This is a genomic window from Roseobacter sp. EG26, from assembly GCF_049830555.1.
Classification (GTDB): Bacteria; Pseudomonadota; Alphaproteobacteria; order Rhodobacterales; family Rhodobacteraceae; genus Roseobacter.
In genome coordinates, this window is sequence record NZ_JBNBLH010000002.1 from 275883 (window position 1) to 293840 (window position 17958).

The 17958-nt window shown below is 59.9% G+C and carries 21 protein-coding genes; 10 read left to right on the forward strand and 11 right to left on the reverse strand.

What is annotated here, in order from left to right:
• The first annotated feature begins 6 nt into the window (after positions 1 to 6).
• Entirely contained in the window at positions 7 to 420 is a 414-nt protein-coding gene (locus ACOTTU_RS06900) for a RidA family protein (RefSeq protein WP_425656865.1), read from the forward strand.
• Here the strand turns inward: ACOTTU_RS06900 and ACOTTU_RS06905 are convergent.
• The 3 genes from ACOTTU_RS06905 to ACOTTU_RS06915 are packed head-to-tail and all read right to left on the reverse strand — an operon-like array spanning position 402 to position 2412.
• A complete protein-coding gene (locus tag ACOTTU_RS06905; protein WP_425656867.1) occupies positions 402 to 1190 on the reverse strand; it encodes a metal ABC transporter permease in 789 nt (262 codons plus the stop codon). The genes ACOTTU_RS06900 and ACOTTU_RS06905 overlap by 19 nt on opposite strands.
• Complete coding sequence (locus ACOTTU_RS06910; RefSeq protein ID WP_298917493.1) at positions 1190 to 1936, reverse strand: metal ABC transporter ATP-binding protein; 747 nt, start codon at positions 1934 to 1936, stop codon at positions 1190 to 1192. Before ACOTTU_RS06910 ends, ACOTTU_RS06905 begins: the two co-directional genes overlap by 1 nt.
• A complete protein-coding gene (locus tag ACOTTU_RS06915) occupies positions 1933 to 2412 on the reverse strand; it encodes a transcriptional repressor (RefSeq protein WP_425656869.1) in 480 nt (159 codons plus the stop codon). The genes ACOTTU_RS06910 and ACOTTU_RS06915 overlap by 4 nt, the downstream gene beginning before the upstream one ends.
• A gap of 93 nt (positions 2413 to 2505) precedes the next feature.
• On the opposite strand from ACOTTU_RS06915, the gene ACOTTU_RS06920 reads away from it, so the two are divergent.
• On the forward strand, positions 2506 to 3447 hold the full coding sequence (locus ACOTTU_RS06920; protein WP_425656871.1) for a zinc ABC transporter substrate-binding protein: 942 nt from the start codon (positions 2506 to 2508) through the stop codon (positions 3445 to 3447).
• 206 nt (positions 3448 to 3653) lie between these two features.
• Here ACOTTU_RS06920 and ACOTTU_RS06925 read toward each other — a convergent pair whose 3' ends face one another.
• Positions 3654 to 4856 (reverse strand): FAD-binding domain-containing protein, encoded by a 1203-nt coding sequence (locus tag ACOTTU_RS06925; protein WP_425656873.1) that lies wholly within the window; start codon positions 4854 to 4856, stop codon positions 3654 to 3656.
• Between the two features lie 151 nt (positions 4857 to 5007).
• Here ACOTTU_RS06925 and ACOTTU_RS06930 point away from each other — a divergent pair, with 151 nt between their 5' ends.
• The 6 genes from ACOTTU_RS06930 to ACOTTU_RS06955 all read left to right on the forward strand — a co-directional run bounded on the left by ACOTTU_RS06930 (position 5008) and on the right by ACOTTU_RS06955 (position 8772).
• Positions 5008 to 5637, forward strand: a complete 630-nt coding sequence (locus ACOTTU_RS06930; RefSeq protein WP_298917505.1) for an ATP-dependent Clp protease proteolytic subunit — start codon at positions 5008 to 5010, stop codon at positions 5635 to 5637.
• Positions 5638 to 5775: 138 nt separating this feature from the next.
• A complete protein-coding gene (gene clpX, locus ACOTTU_RS06935; protein WP_298917507.1) occupies positions 5776 to 7041 on the forward strand; it encodes an ATP-dependent Clp protease ATP-binding subunit ClpX in 1266 nt (421 codons plus the stop codon).
• A gap of 85 nt (positions 7042 to 7126) precedes the next feature.
• Positions 7127 to 7489, forward strand: a complete 363-nt coding sequence (locus ACOTTU_RS06940) for a RidA family protein (protein ID WP_425656875.1) — start codon at positions 7127 to 7129, stop codon at positions 7487 to 7489.
• 91 nt (positions 7490 to 7580) lie between these two features.
• On the forward strand, positions 7581 to 7964 hold the full coding sequence (locus tag ACOTTU_RS06945) for an NADH:ubiquinone oxidoreductase subunit NDUFA12 (protein WP_425656877.1): 384 nt from the start codon (positions 7581 to 7583) through the stop codon (positions 7962 to 7964).
• Positions 7965 to 7972: 8 nt separating this feature from the next.
• Positions 7973 to 8419, forward strand: coding sequence for an outer membrane lipid asymmetry maintenance protein MlaD (mlaD, locus tag ACOTTU_RS06950; protein ID WP_298917512.1), 447 nt, complete (start codon positions 7973 to 7975; stop codon positions 8417 to 8419).
• On the forward strand, positions 8416 to 8772 hold the full coding sequence (locus ACOTTU_RS06955) for a DUF2155 domain-containing protein (protein WP_425656879.1): 357 nt from the start codon (positions 8416 to 8418) through the stop codon (positions 8770 to 8772). Before mlaD ends, ACOTTU_RS06955 begins: the two co-directional genes overlap by 4 nt.
• On the opposite strand, the gene aat is transcribed toward ACOTTU_RS06955, so the two are convergent.
• From aat to accB, 3 genes are read right to left on the reverse strand one after another with little or no spacing between them, the layout of a single operon-like run.
• On the reverse strand, positions 8736 to 9368 hold the full coding sequence (aat, locus tag ACOTTU_RS06960; protein ID WP_425656881.1) for a leucyl/phenylalanyl-tRNA--protein transferase: 633 nt from the start codon (positions 9366 to 9368) through the stop codon (positions 8736 to 8738). The two genes, ACOTTU_RS06955 and aat, sit on opposite strands and share 37 nt — an antisense overlap.
• 12 nt (positions 9369 to 9380) lie before the next feature.
• A complete protein-coding gene (gene accC, locus ACOTTU_RS06965) occupies positions 9381 to 10733 on the reverse strand; it encodes an acetyl-CoA carboxylase biotin carboxylase subunit (RefSeq protein WP_298917520.1) in 1353 nt (450 codons plus the stop codon).
• Between the two features lie 12 nt (positions 10734 to 10745).
• On the reverse strand, positions 10746 to 11234 hold the full coding sequence (accB, locus tag ACOTTU_RS06970; RefSeq protein ID WP_425656884.1) for an acetyl-CoA carboxylase biotin carboxyl carrier protein: 489 nt from the start codon (positions 11232 to 11234) through the stop codon (positions 10746 to 10748).
• Between the two features lie 151 nt (positions 11235 to 11385).
• On the opposite strand from accB, the gene ACOTTU_RS06975 reads away from it, so the two are divergent.
• A complete protein-coding gene (locus ACOTTU_RS06975) occupies positions 11386 to 12891 on the forward strand; it encodes a class I adenylate-forming enzyme family protein (protein WP_425656886.1) in 1506 nt (501 codons plus the stop codon).
• Positions 12892 to 12991: 100 nt separating this feature from the next.
• On the forward strand, positions 12992 to 14041 hold the full coding sequence (locus tag ACOTTU_RS06980) for a hypothetical protein (RefSeq protein WP_425656888.1): 1050 nt from the start codon (positions 12992 to 12994) through the stop codon (positions 14039 to 14041).
• Between the two features lie 29 nt (positions 14042 to 14070).
• Here the strand turns inward: ACOTTU_RS06980 and ACOTTU_RS06985 are convergent, their stop codons facing one another.
• The 4 genes from ACOTTU_RS06985 to ACOTTU_RS07000 are packed head-to-tail and all read right to left on the reverse strand — an operon-like array spanning position 14071 to position 17894.
• Positions 14071 to 14826, reverse strand: a complete 756-nt coding sequence (locus tag ACOTTU_RS06985) for an ABC transporter ATP-binding protein (protein WP_298917530.1) — start codon at positions 14824 to 14826, stop codon at positions 14071 to 14073.
• Positions 14827 to 14883: 57 nt separating this feature from the next.
• Entirely contained in the window at positions 14884 to 15648 is a 765-nt protein-coding gene (locus ACOTTU_RS06990) for an ABC transporter ATP-binding protein (protein WP_425656890.1), read from the reverse strand.
• Positions 15649 to 15658: 10 nt separating this feature from the next.
• Complete coding sequence (locus tag ACOTTU_RS06995) at positions 15659 to 16858, reverse strand: branched-chain amino acid ABC transporter permease (RefSeq protein ID WP_425656891.1); 1200 nt, start codon at positions 16856 to 16858, stop codon at positions 15659 to 15661.
• A 4-nt stretch (positions 16859 to 16862) separates the two neighbouring features.
• The gene (locus tag ACOTTU_RS07000) at positions 16863 to 17894 is read right to left on the reverse strand and encodes a branched-chain amino acid ABC transporter permease (RefSeq protein WP_298917539.1); all 1032 of its coding nucleotides are present in this window, start codon (positions 17892 to 17894) and stop codon (positions 16863 to 16865) included.
• Positions 17895 to 17958: the final 64 nt, after the last annotated feature.

A 17958-nucleotide genomic window follows, 5' to 3' on the forward strand; every position in this document is an offset into this window, starting at 1 on the left:
ACACCCATGTCTCATCAGATCATTCATCCCGAAGGCTGGAAACCCGCGAAGGGCTATGCCAATGGCGTGCTGTGTGACAACGGTACGCTCTATGTGGGGGGGCAGATCGGCTGGACGGCGAATCAGGTTTTTGAAGCGCATGACTTCATCGGGCAAATGCGCCAGGCGCTGATCAACATCCGCGCCGTGGTCGAGGCCGCTGGCGGGCAGGCGGGGGATATCACGCGCCTGACCTGGTATGTGACGGACAAGGCCGAGTATCTCGCGCATCAGTCCGAGGTGGGCGCGGCCTACCGCGAGGTGCTGGGACGGAATTTTCCGGCGATGACCATGGTGGTGGTTGCGGGGCTTGTAGAAGACGCCGCCCGGGTGGAAATCGAGGCGACTGCAGTCATTTCCGCTCAGGCGCGTCCCGCCTGAACCATCCGCGTCAGGGCAAAGATCACCGCCGCAATGCAGACGATTGTGGGGCCGGTGGGGGTATCGAGCGCAAAGGATACCATCAATCCCCCCAACGCGGATGCAGCCCCGATAATCATGGCCGCTGCGGCCATGGTTTCAGGCGCGCGCGACAGCGGGCGTGCGGCGGCTGCCGGAATGATCAACAACGCGGCAATCAGCAGCGCGCCCACAACCTTGATGGCCACGGCAACGGTGATCGCCAGCGCAAGGGTCAGAATGAATTGTTCTTTTTGCGGATCGACCCCGGCAGCGCGGGCCATGTCCGGGCTCAGCGTGGCGGACAACAGCGCCGACCAGCGCGCAGCGACCAGCGCCAGAACCGCGAGCGCCCCGGCCCATATAACGGCCAGATCGGGTTTCGATACGGCCAAAATGTCGCCCACGAGGTATCCCATCAGGTCAACCCGCACACCGGGCAGGAAAGAGACAGCGACCAGCCCGAAGGCAAGGGCCGCATGGGCCAGAACGCCCAGAATGGAATCACCGCTCACCCCCTTGCCGGTGAGAAGTGTAAGCAGCAGCGCCATAGCCAGGGCGATCACCAGAACACCACCAAATATCGGCAGGTCAAAGGCCAGCGCCAGTGCCACCCCAAGCAGGGCCGCATGAGAGGTTGCATCGCCGAAATAGGCCATGCGGCGCCAAACCACGAAACAGCCCAGCGGGGCCACCGCAACCGCAACCCCGAGCCCGGCAAGGGCCGCACGCACCAGAAAATCGTCCAGCATTACTCGGCAGCCTCATGGGTGTGGTCACATTCGGGCCCGTGGCTGTGCGTGTGCTGGTGGCGGTAGAGCGCCAGCGCACCCTGCGTGCCGGTGCCAAAGAGCGCGCGGTAGGCCGGGGCGCTGGCGACGATCTCGGGTGTGCCCTCGCAGCAGACGTGACCGTTGAGGCACAGCACCCGGTCTGAGGCCGCCATGACCACGTGCAGGTCATGGCTGACCATCAGCACAGCACAGCCCTTTTGCCGCTTGACGGTTTCGATCTGCTGGTAGAATTGCGCGGTTCCCGGCTGATCCAGCCCCTGCGTGGCTTCGTCCAGTATCAGGATGTCGGGATCACCAAGCAGCGCGCGTGCCAGCAAAACCCGCTGGAACTGTCCGCCGGACAAGGCGGTCATCTGGTGGCGCGCGAGATCGGGCACACCGGCCTGACGCAGCGTCTCGGCCACCTGCGCGGAACCGATGCGCCGCGGCAGGTTCAAAAACCGTGCGACGGTCATGGGCAAGGAGGGATCAATGGCCAGCGATTGCGGCACATAACCGATCCTGAGACCCGGTTTGCGGGTCACATGCCCTTTCGCCGGGGAGAGCGCGCCGATCAGGGCCCGGATCAGGCTGGATTTCCCCGACCCGTTCGGCCCGACGATGGTGACGATTTCACCGGGGGCCAGCGTCAGGTTCACATCGCTCAGCACCGTGCGGCCGTGATAGGCCAGCGTCAGATCGGAGGTTTCAAGCAGCGCAGTCATGTGGCGGTTTCCTGACAGGAGGGGCAGAGGCCCTGTGCTTCGATGACCGTGTGTTCGATTTCGAAGCCCGCTGCCGCTGCGGCCACGTCCAGACGCCCGGGTGACAGGGCAGTATCAGCCTCGGCCACGACGTTGCACCCACGACAGATCAGAAAGGCGGGCGTGTGATCGGTGCCGGAATGGGTGCAGGCGACATAGGCATTCAGCGCTTCGATCTTATGGGCCAGACCTGCCTTGACCAGAAAATCCAGCGCGCGGTAGGCGACGGGCGGTTGCGAGCCCAGGTTTTCCTGGGATAATTGCGCCAGCAGATCATAGGCTCCCAGCGCGCGGTGCTCCTGCAGGAGGATTTCCAGGGAGCGCGCGCGCACAGGGGTGAATTTCAGCCCCTCACGGGCACAGTGCTCGCGGGCATGACGCATGCGGTCGACCACGCAGGCTGCATGATCATGGGCGCAAAAGCTGAGAGCTGTCATTTTCAATATTCCGCAGATGATCATATTGATATGTTATAACATACTTGATACCAGAGGTCCGATACCAAGACAAGTCTGATTCAGGATCGAAACATGCGTTTACTCATTCCCTTGCTTCTCACCTTCTCCATCCTGCGACCGGCGCAGGCCGACGTGCCCCGGGTCGTGACCGATATCGCACCCGTGCATGGGCTGGTTGAGCGTGTCATGGCGGGCCTCGGAGCACCGGAAGTGATCCTGCCGCCCGGGGCGTCGCCGCATAGCTATGCCATGCGCCCATCAGAAGCGCGCGCCTTGTCGGGTGCCGATCTGGTGTTCTGGGTGGGGCCTGCGCTGACCCCTTGGCTGGCAGGACCGATAGAAACCCTCGCGCCGGATGCGCAGCACATTGCCTTCATGGAGCTTGAATCGGTGGCATTGCTGCCGTTCCGGGAAGGTGCGATGTTCGAGGCCCATGACGATCATGACCATGGCGAGCACGCGCATGATACCCATGACGCGCATGACGGGCCGGTGGACCCGCATGTTTGGCTGGACCCTCACAATGCCAGGGTTTTTATGGCGGAGGTTGCGCGTCAACTGGGGGCTGCGGATCCGGAGAATGCAGAGCACTACGCGGAAAATGCCCGTGCCGGAGGGGCGGAGATTGAGGCGCTGGAGACACGCATCACTGCGGAGTTGAGCACAGTCAGCGGACGCCCGTTTCTGGTTCTGCATGATGCATATCACTATTTCGAAGCGCATTTCGGGTTTGAGGCCATGGGGGCGATTTCACTGGCGGACGGCGGCGGGGCGAGTGCCGCGCGTCTGAGCGAGCTGCATGACAAGGTCAGCGAGATGGGGGTCAGCTGCGTGCTCACCGAACCCAATGCACAAAGAGGGTTGATAGATGCGGTCGCTGCTCAAGGCGATATCACCGTGCAGGAGGTTGATCCCCTTGGGGTGGCGCTGCCCCGCGGACCGGATTTTTACCCGGCGCTACTGAGCGAGATTGCGACCGGCCTTGGCATCTGCCTGGGGGATAAGAGCTCCTGAAAAGTAAGACCCTGCGGGGGGTGCAGGGTCTTATTCGTTGCTAAAATGTCTTTAACAATGGATCGACCGGTGCAAGCGAGGAACAGGCAGGCCAATCGATCGCGCCACAAAGTGATGCATCTCTTCTGTGCCCTTTGCCTGTGACACCCATATGACAGGCCGGTGAAATTTCAGATCCAAAAACAAACGAGTCACGTTTTTCGCCGTCAGATGATCTGTGACAGCACATTCGGGATCGATTTTCGGAAATTGAAGAAACCTTTTGTCGCCAACGGCCAGGTGAGCGCGTCATAAGGTCTGCGCACAGCGCAGAGCCGGGGCGCTTGGGGGTGGTTGGCGAAGTCCTGCAAAAGCGTGGCGATGGGGCCGACCGGGGCCTCAGCCGTAATAATTTGCTGAAGGTTTTCCCGCGCGGACCAGTTCAGAAGGTCTTCAACGCTGCTTGCTACCGCTGTGGTTTCAAACCGATGCGCAAACCGGGTTGCAGTTTCGTTTGTCGCTGCATGCCGGAATCCTGTGGCAAGAGGTGAGGGCGTCAGGGGGCTCAACCCATTATCGTGCTGCAACTGGCACAGGCTCACGGGCTGGAGTGCCTCAAGGAGAAAGCCGGGGCTCAGATCGTCATGATGCAAAAGCAAACCGGTCTTGAGATCGCGCTGCACGGTGAGGGGCGGTCGCAATGGCGTAGGCTGCGGGTGCGGCGGTCCGGTCAGGGGCGGTGCGACATCCGCCAATTGCCGCTCCGCGCGAAAACGACCGTCGCTATATTTTGCAATGTTCGAGGCGCGCGCCAGATAGGTTTTTCCGGGCGTTTGCAGACCAGCGACCCATCGCCAGCTCAACGTATTGCTTGCTGGATCGCCATCCAGCAAGTGACGCAGGAAGAAATCCGCGCCCAACTCCCACGGCAGACGCAGGGTAAATATCCAGATCGACGCGAACCACATACGCGCATGATTATGGAGATACCCCGTAGAAACAAGCTCATGCGCCCAGGAGTTAAAGCACTCCAGGTCTGTTTCCCCCCGGCAGGCCGCACCCCAGCGATCCCGCAGACCGTCTTGTGTCTGGACGTTGTTCCAGGCTGCGGCGAGGCCGGTCTGGTAATGGCGCCAGGTGGATGGTCGCAACTCCAACCAGCCCTTCCAATAGGTGCGCCAGAAGACTTCCTGGATAAACTTTTCCGCCGCTTTTTCGGAGTGGCGGTTGAGAACCGCGCGCAGTACCTCCCGCTCGGTGATCAACCGACAACGCAGGTAGGGCGACAATTTGGAGACCTCATGATGCCGACCCGCACCGAAATCATAATTGCGATGCGCGGCATAATTGCGTCCCGCTTTTGGCAGGAAATCGGACAGGTTTTTCAGAGCCTCGGTTCGGCTGGGAATGAATTCTGTCTGTCCTGTCATGGGGGCAAAGCTAGACCCGCACCAGGTCGGGTCAACGGTTGGGGCGAAGTTTCGTTCGGCCCCCCTTGCAGCCCCCCGACGGCGATACTAAGCTTTGAGTAACGGTTCAGCAGGTATGGTCCTGTTGAACACCAACGAACAGGCTTCCCACATGAATGATCCGATCGACACCTACATGAATACCCTTGTCCCCATGGTGGTGGAACAAACCAGCCGGGGCGAAAGGGCTTATGATATTTTTTCGCGCCTTTTGAAGGAGCGGATCATCTTTTTGTCGGGGCCGGTGCATGACGGCATGTCATCGCTGATCGTCGCGCAATTGCTGCATCTTGAGGCGGAAAACCCGTCCAAGGAAATTTCGATGTATATCAACAGCCCCGGCGGCGTGGTGACCTCTGGCCTGTCGATCTATGACACCATGCAATACATCAAGCCGAAGGTCTCCACGCTGGTGATCGGGCAGGCAGCAAGCATGGGCTCGCTGCTCCTGACGGCGGGCGAGGCGGGCATGCGCTTTTCGCTGCCCAACAGCCGTGTGATGGTGCACCAGCCCTCGGGCGGGTATCAGGGTCAGGCGACGGACATCATGATCCACGCTCAGGAAACCCAGAAACTCAAAACCCGCTTGAACGAAATTTACGTCAAGCACACCGGGCAAACTCTTAAGAAGGTTGAAGAAGCTCTGGAGCGTGACAACTTCATGTCTCCAGATGAGGCGAAGAAATGGGGCTTGATTGACGAGATTGTCGAGAGCCGCGGCAAGGCAGACGACGAGGGCTAAAGGACACGAATGGCGCACAGTCAATTTACCATTTTGCGATTGTGGACCTTACAGTGGTGGCCTAAGTTGGCATAAGTTTACATCGCGCCCCGGTTTGCGGGGCGTAGCAGACGACATCCAAGACCTGAAAGGGTTGACATGGCAACGAATTCAACAGGCGACAGCAAGAATACCCTTTATTGCAGCTTTTGCGGCAAGAGCCAGCACGAGGTGCGCAAGCTGATCGCCGGGCCGACGGTCTTCATCTGTGATGAATGCGTCGAGCTTTGCATGGATATCATCCGGGAAGAGACCAAGGCCTCCGGTTTGAAAGCGACGGACGGGGTGCCGACGCCCAAGGATATTTGCGACGTGCTGGACGATTACGTGATTGGTCAGGCAACCGCTAAGCGGGTGCTCTCCGTGGCGGTGCACAACCACTACAAGCGGCTCAACCACGCGCAAAAGGGCGGCGATATCGAGCTGGCGAAATCCAACATTCTGCTGATTGGTCCGACTGGGTGCGGCAAGACACTGCTGGCGCAGACGCTGGCGCGTATTCTGGATGTGCCCTTCACCATGGCCGATGCGACCACATTGACCGAAGCGGGTTATGTGGGCGAAGATGTCGAAAACATCATCCTCAAGCTGCTGCAATCGTCGGAATACAATGTCGAGCGGGCGCAGCGCGGCATCGTTTATATTGACGAGGTCGATAAGATCACCCGCAAGTCAGAGAACCCCTCGATCACCCGTGATGTATCGGGCGAGGGCGTGCAGCAGGCTTTGCTGAAGCTGATGGAAGGCACCGTGGCGAGCGTGCCGCCGCAGGGCGGGCGCAAACATCCGCAGCAGGAGTTCCTGCAGGTGGACACCACGAATATCCTGTTCATCTGTGGCGGCGCTTTTGCCGGGCTGGACAAGATCATCGCGTCACGCGGCAAGGGGTCGGCCATGGGCTTTGGCGCGGATGTGCGTGACAATGACGAGCGTGGCGTCGGCGAGATTTTCACCGATCTGGAACCTGAAGACCTGCTCAAATTCGGTCTGATTCCGGAATTTGTGGGCCGTTTGCCGGTTCTGGCGACGCTGGAAGATCTGGATGAAGACGCGCTGGTCACCATTCTGACGCAACCGAAAAACGCATTGGTCAAGCAATACCAACGCCTTTTCGAGTTGGAAGACACCTCGCTGACCTTCACCGATGACGCGCTGTCGGCCATTGCCAAACGGGCGATTGAGCGGAAAACCGGCGCGCGGGGTCTGCGCTCCATTCTGGAAGACATCCTGCTCGACACGATGTTCGACCTGCCGGGGCTGGAGAGCGTGACAGAAGTGGTGGTGAACGAAGAGGCGGTTGTCTCCGAAGCGGCGCCGCTGATGATTCACGCCGACACGGAAAAAGAGCCTGCCAGCGCTGGCTGAGCAGGGATCATTGCAAAAAGAAATCAGGGCAGGTCGCGCGACCTGCCTTTTTTCGTGTCAAGCAACGTGAAAAAGGAGGGATCAGATGGGCATCAGACGCATTAAATCGGGCGGTGAATTTGAAGACAAGGTCGGCTATTGCCGCGCGGTCGTCGCGGGCGGCTGGGTGCATGTGGCGGGCACCGTCGGGCAGGGCGACACGGTGGCGGCGCAATGCCAATCGGCGCTGGCGGTGATTGGCAGGGCACTGCAGGACGCGGGATGCGGCTTTGAGGATGTGGTGCGCGTTAACTATTTCCTGCCGGATCGCCATGAATTTGAACCCTGCTGGCCGTATCTGAGGCAAGCTTTTGGGTCCAACCCGCCCGCCGCGACGATGGTTGAATGCGCCCTCGTTGACCCCAAATACCGCATCGAGATCGAAGTGACCGCGCTGCTGCCGGAATAACGCTCGGAAAAACACAGGAGGCCGCGCATCCATCTGGACGTTTGCCCCCTGATCGGCCATATGTACATAGCAATGCGACCGGAGGCATTTCATGGGACTTCTGACTTCTATCCTGCGCTCGGTAACCTGGTGGAATGGCCAGACACTGAACACGCAGCTTTGGACCTGGCGCAAGGGTGTCAAGGTGGGTGAAGACAGTCAGGGCAATGTTTTCTATGAAAACAAGGACAAGACCCGACGCTGGGTAATTTACAATGGCGAGGCTGAGGCGAGCCGGGTCGATCCCGACTGGCACGGTTGGCTGCACCATACCTGGGATGCGGCCCCGACGGACGCACCGCTGCCGCATAAACCGTGGGAAAAACCGCATCAGGAAAATCTGACCGGGACCGCGCTGGCCTATGCGCCCAAAGGGTCCCTGCGCCGTGCCGATCCCGCACCACGTAGCGACTACGAGGCCTGGTCGCCGGAGTAATTTGCCAAATGTCTGAAAACACTACCGAAGTCATCGTCGGTGCCGGCGTTTTAGCTGCCGCTGTGGCCTTTGTTGTCTATGCCGGGCAGGTATCGGATTTTTCGGGGGCTGCGTCGAGCTACCCACTGGAGGCGAGTTTTCGCAGCCTTGAAGGCGTGAGCGTGGGCACCGATGTGCGTCTGGCCGGGGTCAAGGTGGGCTCGGTTGCGGCGGTCACATTGAACCCGGAGACCTACCGGGCGGACACAACGGTGTCTGTCGCGCAGGAGATCGAAATCCCCGATGACAGCGCCATCGTGATTTCGTCCGAAGGGCTGTTGGGGGGTAATTTCGTCGAAATCATCCCCGGAGGATCGCCGTTTTTCTTTGAGGCGGGCGACACGATCACCGATACGCAGGGCGCGGTGAGCCTTGTGTCCCTGCTGCTGAAATTTGTGAGCGGTTCCTCGGAATGATACGCCGAACGGCCATGGCGCTGGCGTGTCTGGCCACAAGTGCTACCGCTCAGCAAGTCAGCGAGGCGCAGGGTGTTGTCTTGCGCGGTCTCGATAAGATCAGCGGACAAGTCTATGATATTGAGATGAAATCCGGCCAGACCGCGACGTTTGAACGTCTGCGGATCACGCTCAATTCCTGCCGCTATCCAGTGGGCAACCCGTCAGGCGATGCCTATGCGGCGCTCAAGGTTTCGGATGCCACGGACGGGACAGAGCTTTTCTCGGGCTGGATGATCGCCTCCGCCCCGGCACTTTCAGCGATGGATCACGCGCGCTATGACCTCTGGGTCATGCGCTGCACGACCTCCTGAGGGCTTCGCAGCGGTGGAGCAGTGAAATCACCTGGTAGGCTACGTGCTTTTTCCAAGGCGGTCCGGTAGGCTGCGCGGCTGATCTCGATCCCGCCCAATGAGGCCAGATGTTCGGTCAGAAACTGCGTGTCAAAGAGCCGGAAACCGCCGTCCAGCAATCGGTCCACCAGACAGGCCAGCGCGATTTTCGAGGCATTGGTGCGGCGTGAAAACATGCTTTCGCCAAAAAACGCGGCCCCCAGCGTGACCCCATAGACACCGCCGACCAGGGTGGCACCCTCCCAGATTTCCAGGGAATGCGCCTGCCCGCGGTCGCGCAGCGCAAGGTAGAGCCCGCGAATTTCCGTGCTGATCCAGGTGTCCGCGCGGTCGGCGCAACCGTCAACAACGCCCGCAAAATCCTGATTTATGCTGACCTCGAACAAGGTGTTGCGCATGGCGCGCCGCAGCGAGCGCGAGATGTGAAAGCCCTTCAGGGGCATGACCCCGCGCCGTTTTGGATCGACCCAGAAAACCTCCGGGTCGTCGCGATGTTCTGCCATCGGGAAAATGCCGGTGGCATAGCCTTGCATCAGCAAATCCGGGGTCAGATACATGACGCTCCCGCGTCAACTGCCGCCGAGATTGGTTTCCAGCCAATGCTCCAGCCAGTGGATATTGTAGCCGCCCGACAACACATCCTCTTCTTCCAGAAGCGCGTGAAAAAGCGGCACCGTGGTGTCTACACCATCCACGATCAACTCGCCCAGAGCCCGTTTCAGCCGGGCCAGCGCTTCGGGCCTGTCGCGCCCGTGCACGATCAGTTTGCCAATGAGGCTGTCGTAATAGGGCGGGATGGAATAGCCGTCATAAAGCGCCGAATCCATGCGTACACCAAGCCCACCGGGTGCGTGATACTGGGTGATCCGGCCCGGACAGGGCGAAAAGTTGGGCAGTTTTTCGGCGTTGATGCGCACTTCGATGGAATGGCCGTTGATGGTCAGGTCTTCCTGCTGGAACGACATCTCCATGCCGGAGGCGACGCGGATCTGTTCACGCACCAGATCAACGCCGAAAATGGCTTCGGTCACGGGGTGTTCGACCTGCAAACGGGTGTTCATTTCGATGAAGTAGAATTCGCCGTTCTCATAGAGGAACTCGATGGTGCCAGCACCGGTGTAATTGATGCGCGCAACCGCATCGGCGCAGACCTTGCCGATAGTGGCGCGTTCTTCGGCCGAAATTGCGGGGCCGGGGGCCTCTTCGAACACCTTCTGGTGACGGCGTTGCAGCGAACAATCGCGCTCTCCCAGATGTACCGCACGGCCCTTGCCATCGCCGAACACCTGAATTTCGATGTGGCGCGGCGTGGTGAGGTATTTCTCGATATAGACTTCATCATTGCCGAAATTGGATTTGCCTTCAGCACGCGCCGTGTGGAAGGCTTTTTCCATTTCCTGGGCGTTCTGCGCAACTTTCATGCCGCGCCCGCCGCCACCCGCCGTGGCCTTGATGATCACCGGATAGCCGAATTCCTCGCCGATGCGCTTGGCCTCTTCGAGCGTGTCAACTCCGCCATCGGAACCCGGTACACAAGGCACGCCCAGCTTTTTCATCGTGTCCTTGGCGGTGATCTTGTCGCCCATGATGCGGATGTGTTCGGCGGTGGGGCCAATGAAGGTCAGGTCGTGATCTTCGACCACCTGCACGAACCCTGCGTTTTCGCTCAGAAACCCGTATCCGGGGTGGATCGCCTCGGCCCCGGTGATCTCGCAGGCGGAAATGATCGCAGGCACAGACAGATAGCTTTGGGTGCCGGAGGGGGGGCCGATACAGACGCTTTCATCGGCCATGCGCACATGCATCGCGTCGCTGTCGGCGGTGGAATGCACGGCCACGGTGGCAATGCCCATTTCGCGCGCGGCGCGCACCACGCGCAGGGCAATCTCGCCTCGGTTGGCGATCAGGATTTTGTTGAACATCGCGCAGCCCTCCTATTCGAGGATCACAAGCGGCGTGCCAAATTCGACCGCGGCCCCATCCTCGACGACGATGCGCTTGATGGTGCCGGAGCGCGGCGCGGGGATATGGTTCATGGTCTTCATCGCTTCGACGATCAGCAGCGTGTCGCCTTCGGAAACCGAAGCGCCGACGGAAATGAACGGGTCCGCACCGGGTTCGGCCTGCATGTAAACGGTGCCCACCATGGGCGAGGTCACAGCACCGGGATGGTCGGCGGGATCATCGGGGCTGCTGGCAGCAGGCGCAGCAGGGGCAGCGGCGGGCGCGGCAGCGGGTGCCGGCGCCGGGGCAGCAACCTGCACGGCGGCCTGCTGCTGGATGTGACGGCTGACGCGCACGTTCAGACTGTCATCTGCACCATAATCCCGTTTGACCTGCAATTCCGTCAGATCATTTTCCCGCAGCAATTCGGCCAGGGCCTGAATGAAGGCCACATCAGCGTCATGGTTCTTTTTTGTCATGTAAGTCCTCGTCGACCGTTCCGGGGAGCCTTGTTCACGTCGGCCCTTGTTCCTGCTCTTTCGTTATAGGCCAAGGGTCAGCCCATGGAAACCCGCGACTTGCGGGCGCGTGCCAGAGCGATATTGTCGGGTGGGGAATGAGGAGCGTCACATGAATCTTGCGCATTGGCTGGAACGAACGGGCAGGGCCATACCTGAGCGTCCGGCGCTGTTTCTCGGCGAGGCCTGCGTGGCCGATTACGGCACGTTTCTGGCGCGCGCGCGGTCTGTTGCTGGATGGTTGAGAGCGCAGGGCGTGGGTCCTGGCGACCGAGTGGCGATTTTCATGAAAAACCAGCCCGATTATCTGGTGGTCTTTTACGGCATCTGGATGGCGGGTGGTGTGGTTGTGCCGATCAACGCCAAGCTGCACGGGCGCGAAGCGGCGTTTATTTTGGAAAATGCGAGCGTGTTTTTCGTTTTTGCCTCGCCTGATCTGGCCAAGGCCTTGCAGGATGCCGCCACCGAAGTTGCGCCCGTGATCGTGCCAAGTGCGCGTTATGACCGCATTCTGGCGCATGTTCCGGCCCTGGAAATTGTGCCACGTGCAGCGGAGGATGTGGCCTGGCTCTTTTACACATCCGGGACCACGGGCAAGCCCAAGGGCGTGATGATGACCTTCCGCATGCTCACCACCATGAGTCTGTGTTACCGTCATGATGCGGATGCGGTCCGCTCTGAGGATGCAACGCTTTACGCCGCCCCCATGAGCCACGGAGCCGGTATCTACAATATGTTGCATGTGCATGCGGGCGCACGCCACGTCTGTCCGGCCTCCGCCGGGTTTGACCCGGATGAGATTTTCGATCTGGCCGGGCATTTTGGGTCTGTCCAGTTGTTTGCGGCCCCCACGATGGTCAAACGCCTGACGGAACGCGCTGTTGCAACCGGGCAGAGCGGTGCCGGGTTGCGCACCATCGTCTATGCGGGCGGGCCGATGTATAATGCCGATATCATCGCGGCGGTGGATCACTTCGGGCCGATCTTTGTGCAGATATACGGGCAGGGAGAATGTCCGATGGGGATCACGGCGCTGAGCCGGGCGGATGTCGCTGACCGCAGCCATCCGCGCTGGCGGCAACGTCTGCAATCTGTGGGCAAGGCGCAATCCGCGGTCGAAGTTGCCATCGGGGATGCGCAGGGCCGGCCTTTGCCCACCGGCACCCATGGGGAGATCATGGTGCGCGGTGACACGGTGATGCCGGGTTATTGGCAGAATGCCCAGGCGACCGCAAAGACGCTGGTCAATGGCTGGCTGATGACCGGTGACATGGGATTCATGGATGCGGATGGCTATGTCACGTTGCAGGATCGCTCCAAGGACATGATCATCACCGGCGGCTCCAACGTCTATCCGCGTGAAGTCGAGGAGGTCCTGCTGATGGACCCCGAGGTGTCGGAGGTGTCGGTTGTGGGTCGTCCGCATCCCGAATGGGGCGAAGAGGTCGTGGCGTTTGTTGTGGGCTCTGCCCCGTCTGCGCGTCTTGATGCGCTCTGTCTGGAGCATATCGCGCGGTTCAAGCGACCCAAGGATTACATCCCCATCGACGCCTTGCCCAAGAACAACTACGGCAAGGTGCTGAAAACGGATTTGCGTGCGCGGTTTGAAAGCGCCTGAAGGGCGCCAGCAGCCTTTGTGACGCGGATCACAGCACCGGCGCGTGGCGCCGTGTTAACCTGTTTGGGCAAACCGCCAGATTGAACAGGAAGACCGCATCATGCCCACGCCAAAGACCCAGCTCGCCGCCCTTAATACGGATGCCAAGGCGATTTACGCCGACATCCAGTATTTCGTTACGCCGCTTGACGAGGTGCATGGCCTCTTGTCGCAGGTCCAGGACCTGCTGAAAAAGCCCGAGGACTTTGACAAGAAACTGGGCGAGATTTTCACCGTTTTGCGCGGTCTGGAGAAGGCCTGCAAATCCGGATCGTGGATACCGGAGGTGGGCACGCTTGCCAAAGGCGCAGGTGAGTTCATCGCCGGGATCAACGGTTTCATCAAACCCACGCGCGATATCCTCAGCCAGATCGAACGCGATATCAAACCCTTGCAGGATTGGATCAAGAAACTGCAAAAACCGGTGGATCGGGCCTGGGGGGCCGTGGGCGATGTGGAAGGCAAGATCGAAGCGCTGGCCAATGTGACCGACAGCCTGCGCAAGCACTATAAAGATGCCCCGCCCAAGGGTCTGGAAAACTGTGCCGCCGTGCTGAACCGACCGCTTCATCCGGTGACACAAACGCTCAATGACGCCAAGGACGAGGCCAATGCCGGGCTGAACACGGTCGAACAGCCGCTGCGGCAGGCGTGGAATGCGCTGGGGCGGCTTCTGGATTATGCCAATGTGATCGACAAGGCCTATAACGCCCTGGGGGGATTGCGCAGTTTCATCAACACGATCACGGCCGCAGTCACCAAAGCGGCCAACTATGGCAAGAAGGCCATTGAAGACGCCATTTCATGGGTCGGGCGACATACCTTTCCAAAGACCTACAAAAAGGTCAAAGCCATGATGGACGAGGTCGACCGCCAGATTGCGAAAATGCGCAAATCCCTGACTGATTTCCTGTTCAAGCCGGTGCAGGATATGGTCGCGCGCGTGGCCCGGGACATCGAGAACCGGTTCAACGCACTGCCCGCCGTCAAGGCACTCAAAGCGGCGGTCGGTCAGGTGGAGGCGGCGCTGGAAACTGTCCTGCATGCCATTGAAAATCAGGCGGACCCGTGTCGCGACATGCTCAGCGGCAAGCAAAGCCCGGGTGGCTAGCGGCACCACCGGGAATTTGGCGGTGGGCGTCAGATGGCGAGGTATTCCTCGCGCAATTCCTTGTTCTCCAGCACTTCCGCTGCGGTGCCGTCAAAGACGATGCCACCGGTGTCGAGGATCACCGCCCGGTCGGCCAGTTGCAGGGCGCGCACAGCGTTCTGCTCGACCAGGATGGTGGTGATGCCCTGCTCCTTGATGATGCGCAGCGTCTTTTCGATCTCATCCACGATCACCGGGGCCAGGCCCTCGTAGGGTTCATCCAGCAATAGTACCTTGATGTCACGGCAAAGCGCGCGGGCAATGGCCAGCATCTGTTGTTCGCCGCCCGAAAGGGTCACGCCTTCTTGTGCGCGCCGCTCACGCAGCCGTGGGAAAAGGTCATAAACCCGGTCCAGCGACCAGCCGACGGGCGGGGCGATCTGCGCGAGCTTGAGGTTTTCCTCGACGGTCAGCCCGGCAATGATCCGGCGGTCTTCGGGCACAAGACCAAGCCCTGCCTGTGACGCCTGATGGCTGGCCATCTTGTGCAGGGGCTGGTGATCAAGCCAGATCTCGCCTTTGCGCACCTCCGGATCGCCCAGCCGCGCAATGGCGCGCAGCGTTGAGGTTTTGCCCGCCCCGTTGCGGCCCAGCAGGGCCAGAATTTCGCCTTCATGTACGTTGAAGGTAACGCCCTGCACAATGTAGCTCTCGCCGTAATAGGCATGCATGTCCCATACAGAGAGGAAGGCAGGCGCGGTCGCTGCCTGATTGGCGTGTTTGGAAAAATCCGGTTTGACGTTCATATCCATGTCCTCGCATGTTGCGGGTAAGGTGGGCTTCAGGCCACCGTTGTCAGAAAATTACGCGGCGGTCTGGGTCTCTCCCAGATAGGCTTCGCGCACTTTCGGATGGCCTTTGATGTTGTCTGGCGTGTCTTCGACCAGCGGCGTGCCCTGCGCCAGTACGGTGATGCGTTCGGCAAGCGAAAACACCACATGCATGTCGTGTTCGATGATCGCGATGGTGATGTCACGCTCGTCGCTGATCTGTTTCAGCAGGTCGATGGTATTGTTCGTATCGGCGCGCGCCATACCCGCCGTGGGTTCGTCCAGAAGCAGCAGCCGGGGCTCCTGACTGAGGCACATGCCGATCTCAAGGCGTCGCTTGTCTCCGCGTGACATCGCCGCCGCATGCATATGCCGCTTGTCGGACATATTCATGTCTTCCAGCATCTGTTCAGCGCGTTCAACGATATCACGCTGCGAGGTCACGCTGGCAATGGCATTCATCTCGAACGCCCCGTCGCGTTTGGCAAAACAGGGGATCATCATGTTTTCCATCACCGTCAGATCGCCGAAGATTTCCGGCGTCTGAAAGACCCGCGAAATCCCCATCTGGTTGATCTCATAGGGTTTGCGCCCCAGTACTGATTGCCCGTCAAACATCACCGAGCCGGTGTCCGGGATCAGCTTGCCCACGAGGCAGTTCAGCAGGGTCGATTTGCCCGCGCCATTGGGTCCGATGATCGCATGCACCGAATTTTCCGCAATGCTCAGGTTCACGTCTCCCAGCGCCTGAAGGCCCCCAAACCGCTTACCTACGTTTTTAACCTCAAGAATACCCATGTCAGTTTCCTTATTCCGCAGGTGTTGTTTTGCCATCAGCGGCATCGTCGGAGGGTTTTTTGCGCTTGAACAGGCGTCCGATGCGCTGCCCACCCTCGACCAGACCGCCGGGTAGGAAGATCACCACGAGCATGAAGAGAATGCCCAAGGTGAGGTGCCAGCCCTTGCCGATGAACGGGTAAACGATCGCGATCAGGAAATCCTCGATCCCGTCGGGCATGAAGGCGAACCATTGCTCCAGCACGGATTTGTTGATCTTGGAGATGATGTTTTCCATGTATTTGATGAAACCCGCCCCCAGGACAGGACCAATGAGCGTACCGGCACCGCCAAGGATCGCCATCAGCACAACTTCGCCCGATGCGGTCCAGAACATGCGTTCGGCACCCACCTGCGTGTCCATGGCCACCAGCAGACCGCCCGCCAGACCCGCATACATGCCGGAGATGACGAAGGCCGCCAGCGTGTAGGGTTTGGAATTGAGGCCGGTATAATTGACGCGCTGCTGGTTCGATTTGACCGCCCGCAACATCATGCCGAAAGGAGAGCGGAAAATGCGGATCGACAGGTAGAACGCCAGGATCATCACGACCGCCGCGATGTAGTAGCCGGCGTTGAAGGTGAAAACCCAATTGCCCAAGGAGAGCTCGTAGCTTGCCCCCATTTCCAGCCCGAAGAAGTTCGCGCGGGGTGTCTGGCCAGCGACTAGCGCGCCGTCCAGGATGCGTGGATCGTCCACCTTGGGCTGAAGCCCGGTTTCGCCGCCGGTGATCGGTGTCAGCACCGAATAGGCCAGCGAATAGGACATCTGGGCGAAGGCCAGCGTCAGGATCGAGAAGTAGATGCCGGAGCGGCGCAGGGAAATCCAGCCCACAAGCAGGGAGAAGAGCCCCGCGACAACCACGGAGATGATGATCGCGGGCACCACGTTCATGGTCAGCAGTTTCATCATCCAGATCGCGGCATAAGAGCCGACACCTAGGAACGCTGCGTGACCGAAGCTGAGGTATCCCGTGAGGCCAAACAGGATGTTGAAGCCGATGGCAAAGATGCCAAAGATCACCAGCCGCTGCATCAGATCCGGATAGCCCGCGTTGAACTGCGCCATAGCAGAACCTTCGGGGAAGGGGTTGAGGATGAAGGGTGCAAAGATCGCCAGACAGATCACAATGATCAGCAGGGTGGAGTCGCGTTTTGTCAGACCAAACATGATCCTATTCCTCCATGACGCCCTTGCGGCCCATCAGGCCACGCGGACGAGTCAGCAAGATGATGATGGCGACCAGATAGATGATGATCTGGTTGATGCCGGGCAGGATTTCGAGAACCGCCGACATGGAGGCGAAGCTTTCCAGAATACCCAGCAGGAAGCCCGCAAGCACCGCACCGGGCAGCGAGCCCATGCCGCCGACCACGACGACCACGAAGCTCAGGACCAGAAAATCCATGCCCATGTGGTAGTTGGGCGAGTTGATCGGTGCGTACATCACACCGGCTAGGCCTGCTACGGCGGCGGCAATGCCGAACATGATGGTGAAGCGCTTGTCGATGTTGATGCCCAGAAGGCCCACGGTTTCACGGTCTGCCATGCCTGCGCGCACCACCATCCCGAAGGTGGTGAATTGCAGGAAGGCAAAGACCGCACCGATAATCAGGGCAGAGAAGGCGAAATAGACCAGACGCCAGTAGGGGTAGATGATGGTGTTGGGGTCAAAGCCGAGCATCGCGCCGAAATCGAACGATCCGCGGAACGCGTCCGGTGCCGGGGTGGGGATCGGGTTGGCACCGTAGAAATACTTGATGATCTCCTGCAGCACGATGGCGAGACCGAAGGTGACGAGGATCTGGTCGGCGTGGGGACGCTTGTAGAAATGCTTGATCAGCCCGCGTTCCATGATGAAGCCAATGGCGACCATGACCGGGATGGCAAAGAGGATCGAGATGGGAACCGCCCAGTCGATGATGGCGTCCCCCGTAGCCTGTCCGAAAATATCGTAGATATAGGGCACTTCGACTTTCAGCGGATTGCCAAGAAAATCCTTCTGCGTCTCGTCAATGACGATGTGGCTCAGCGTCAGGATACGGCTGAGCGTCACGGCACAGAAAGCGCCGATCATGAACAGGGCGCCGTGGGCGAAGTTCACGACACCCAATGTGCCGAAAATCAGTGTCAGGCCCAGAGCGATCAGCGCATAGGCCGATCCCTTGTCGAGGCCGTTGAGGATTTGCAGGATGATTGCGTCCATGGTCCCACCTTCATGAAGCGATTATCGCCCGGAGCCCGGGCAAAGCGGATGGCAGGGGCTGCCG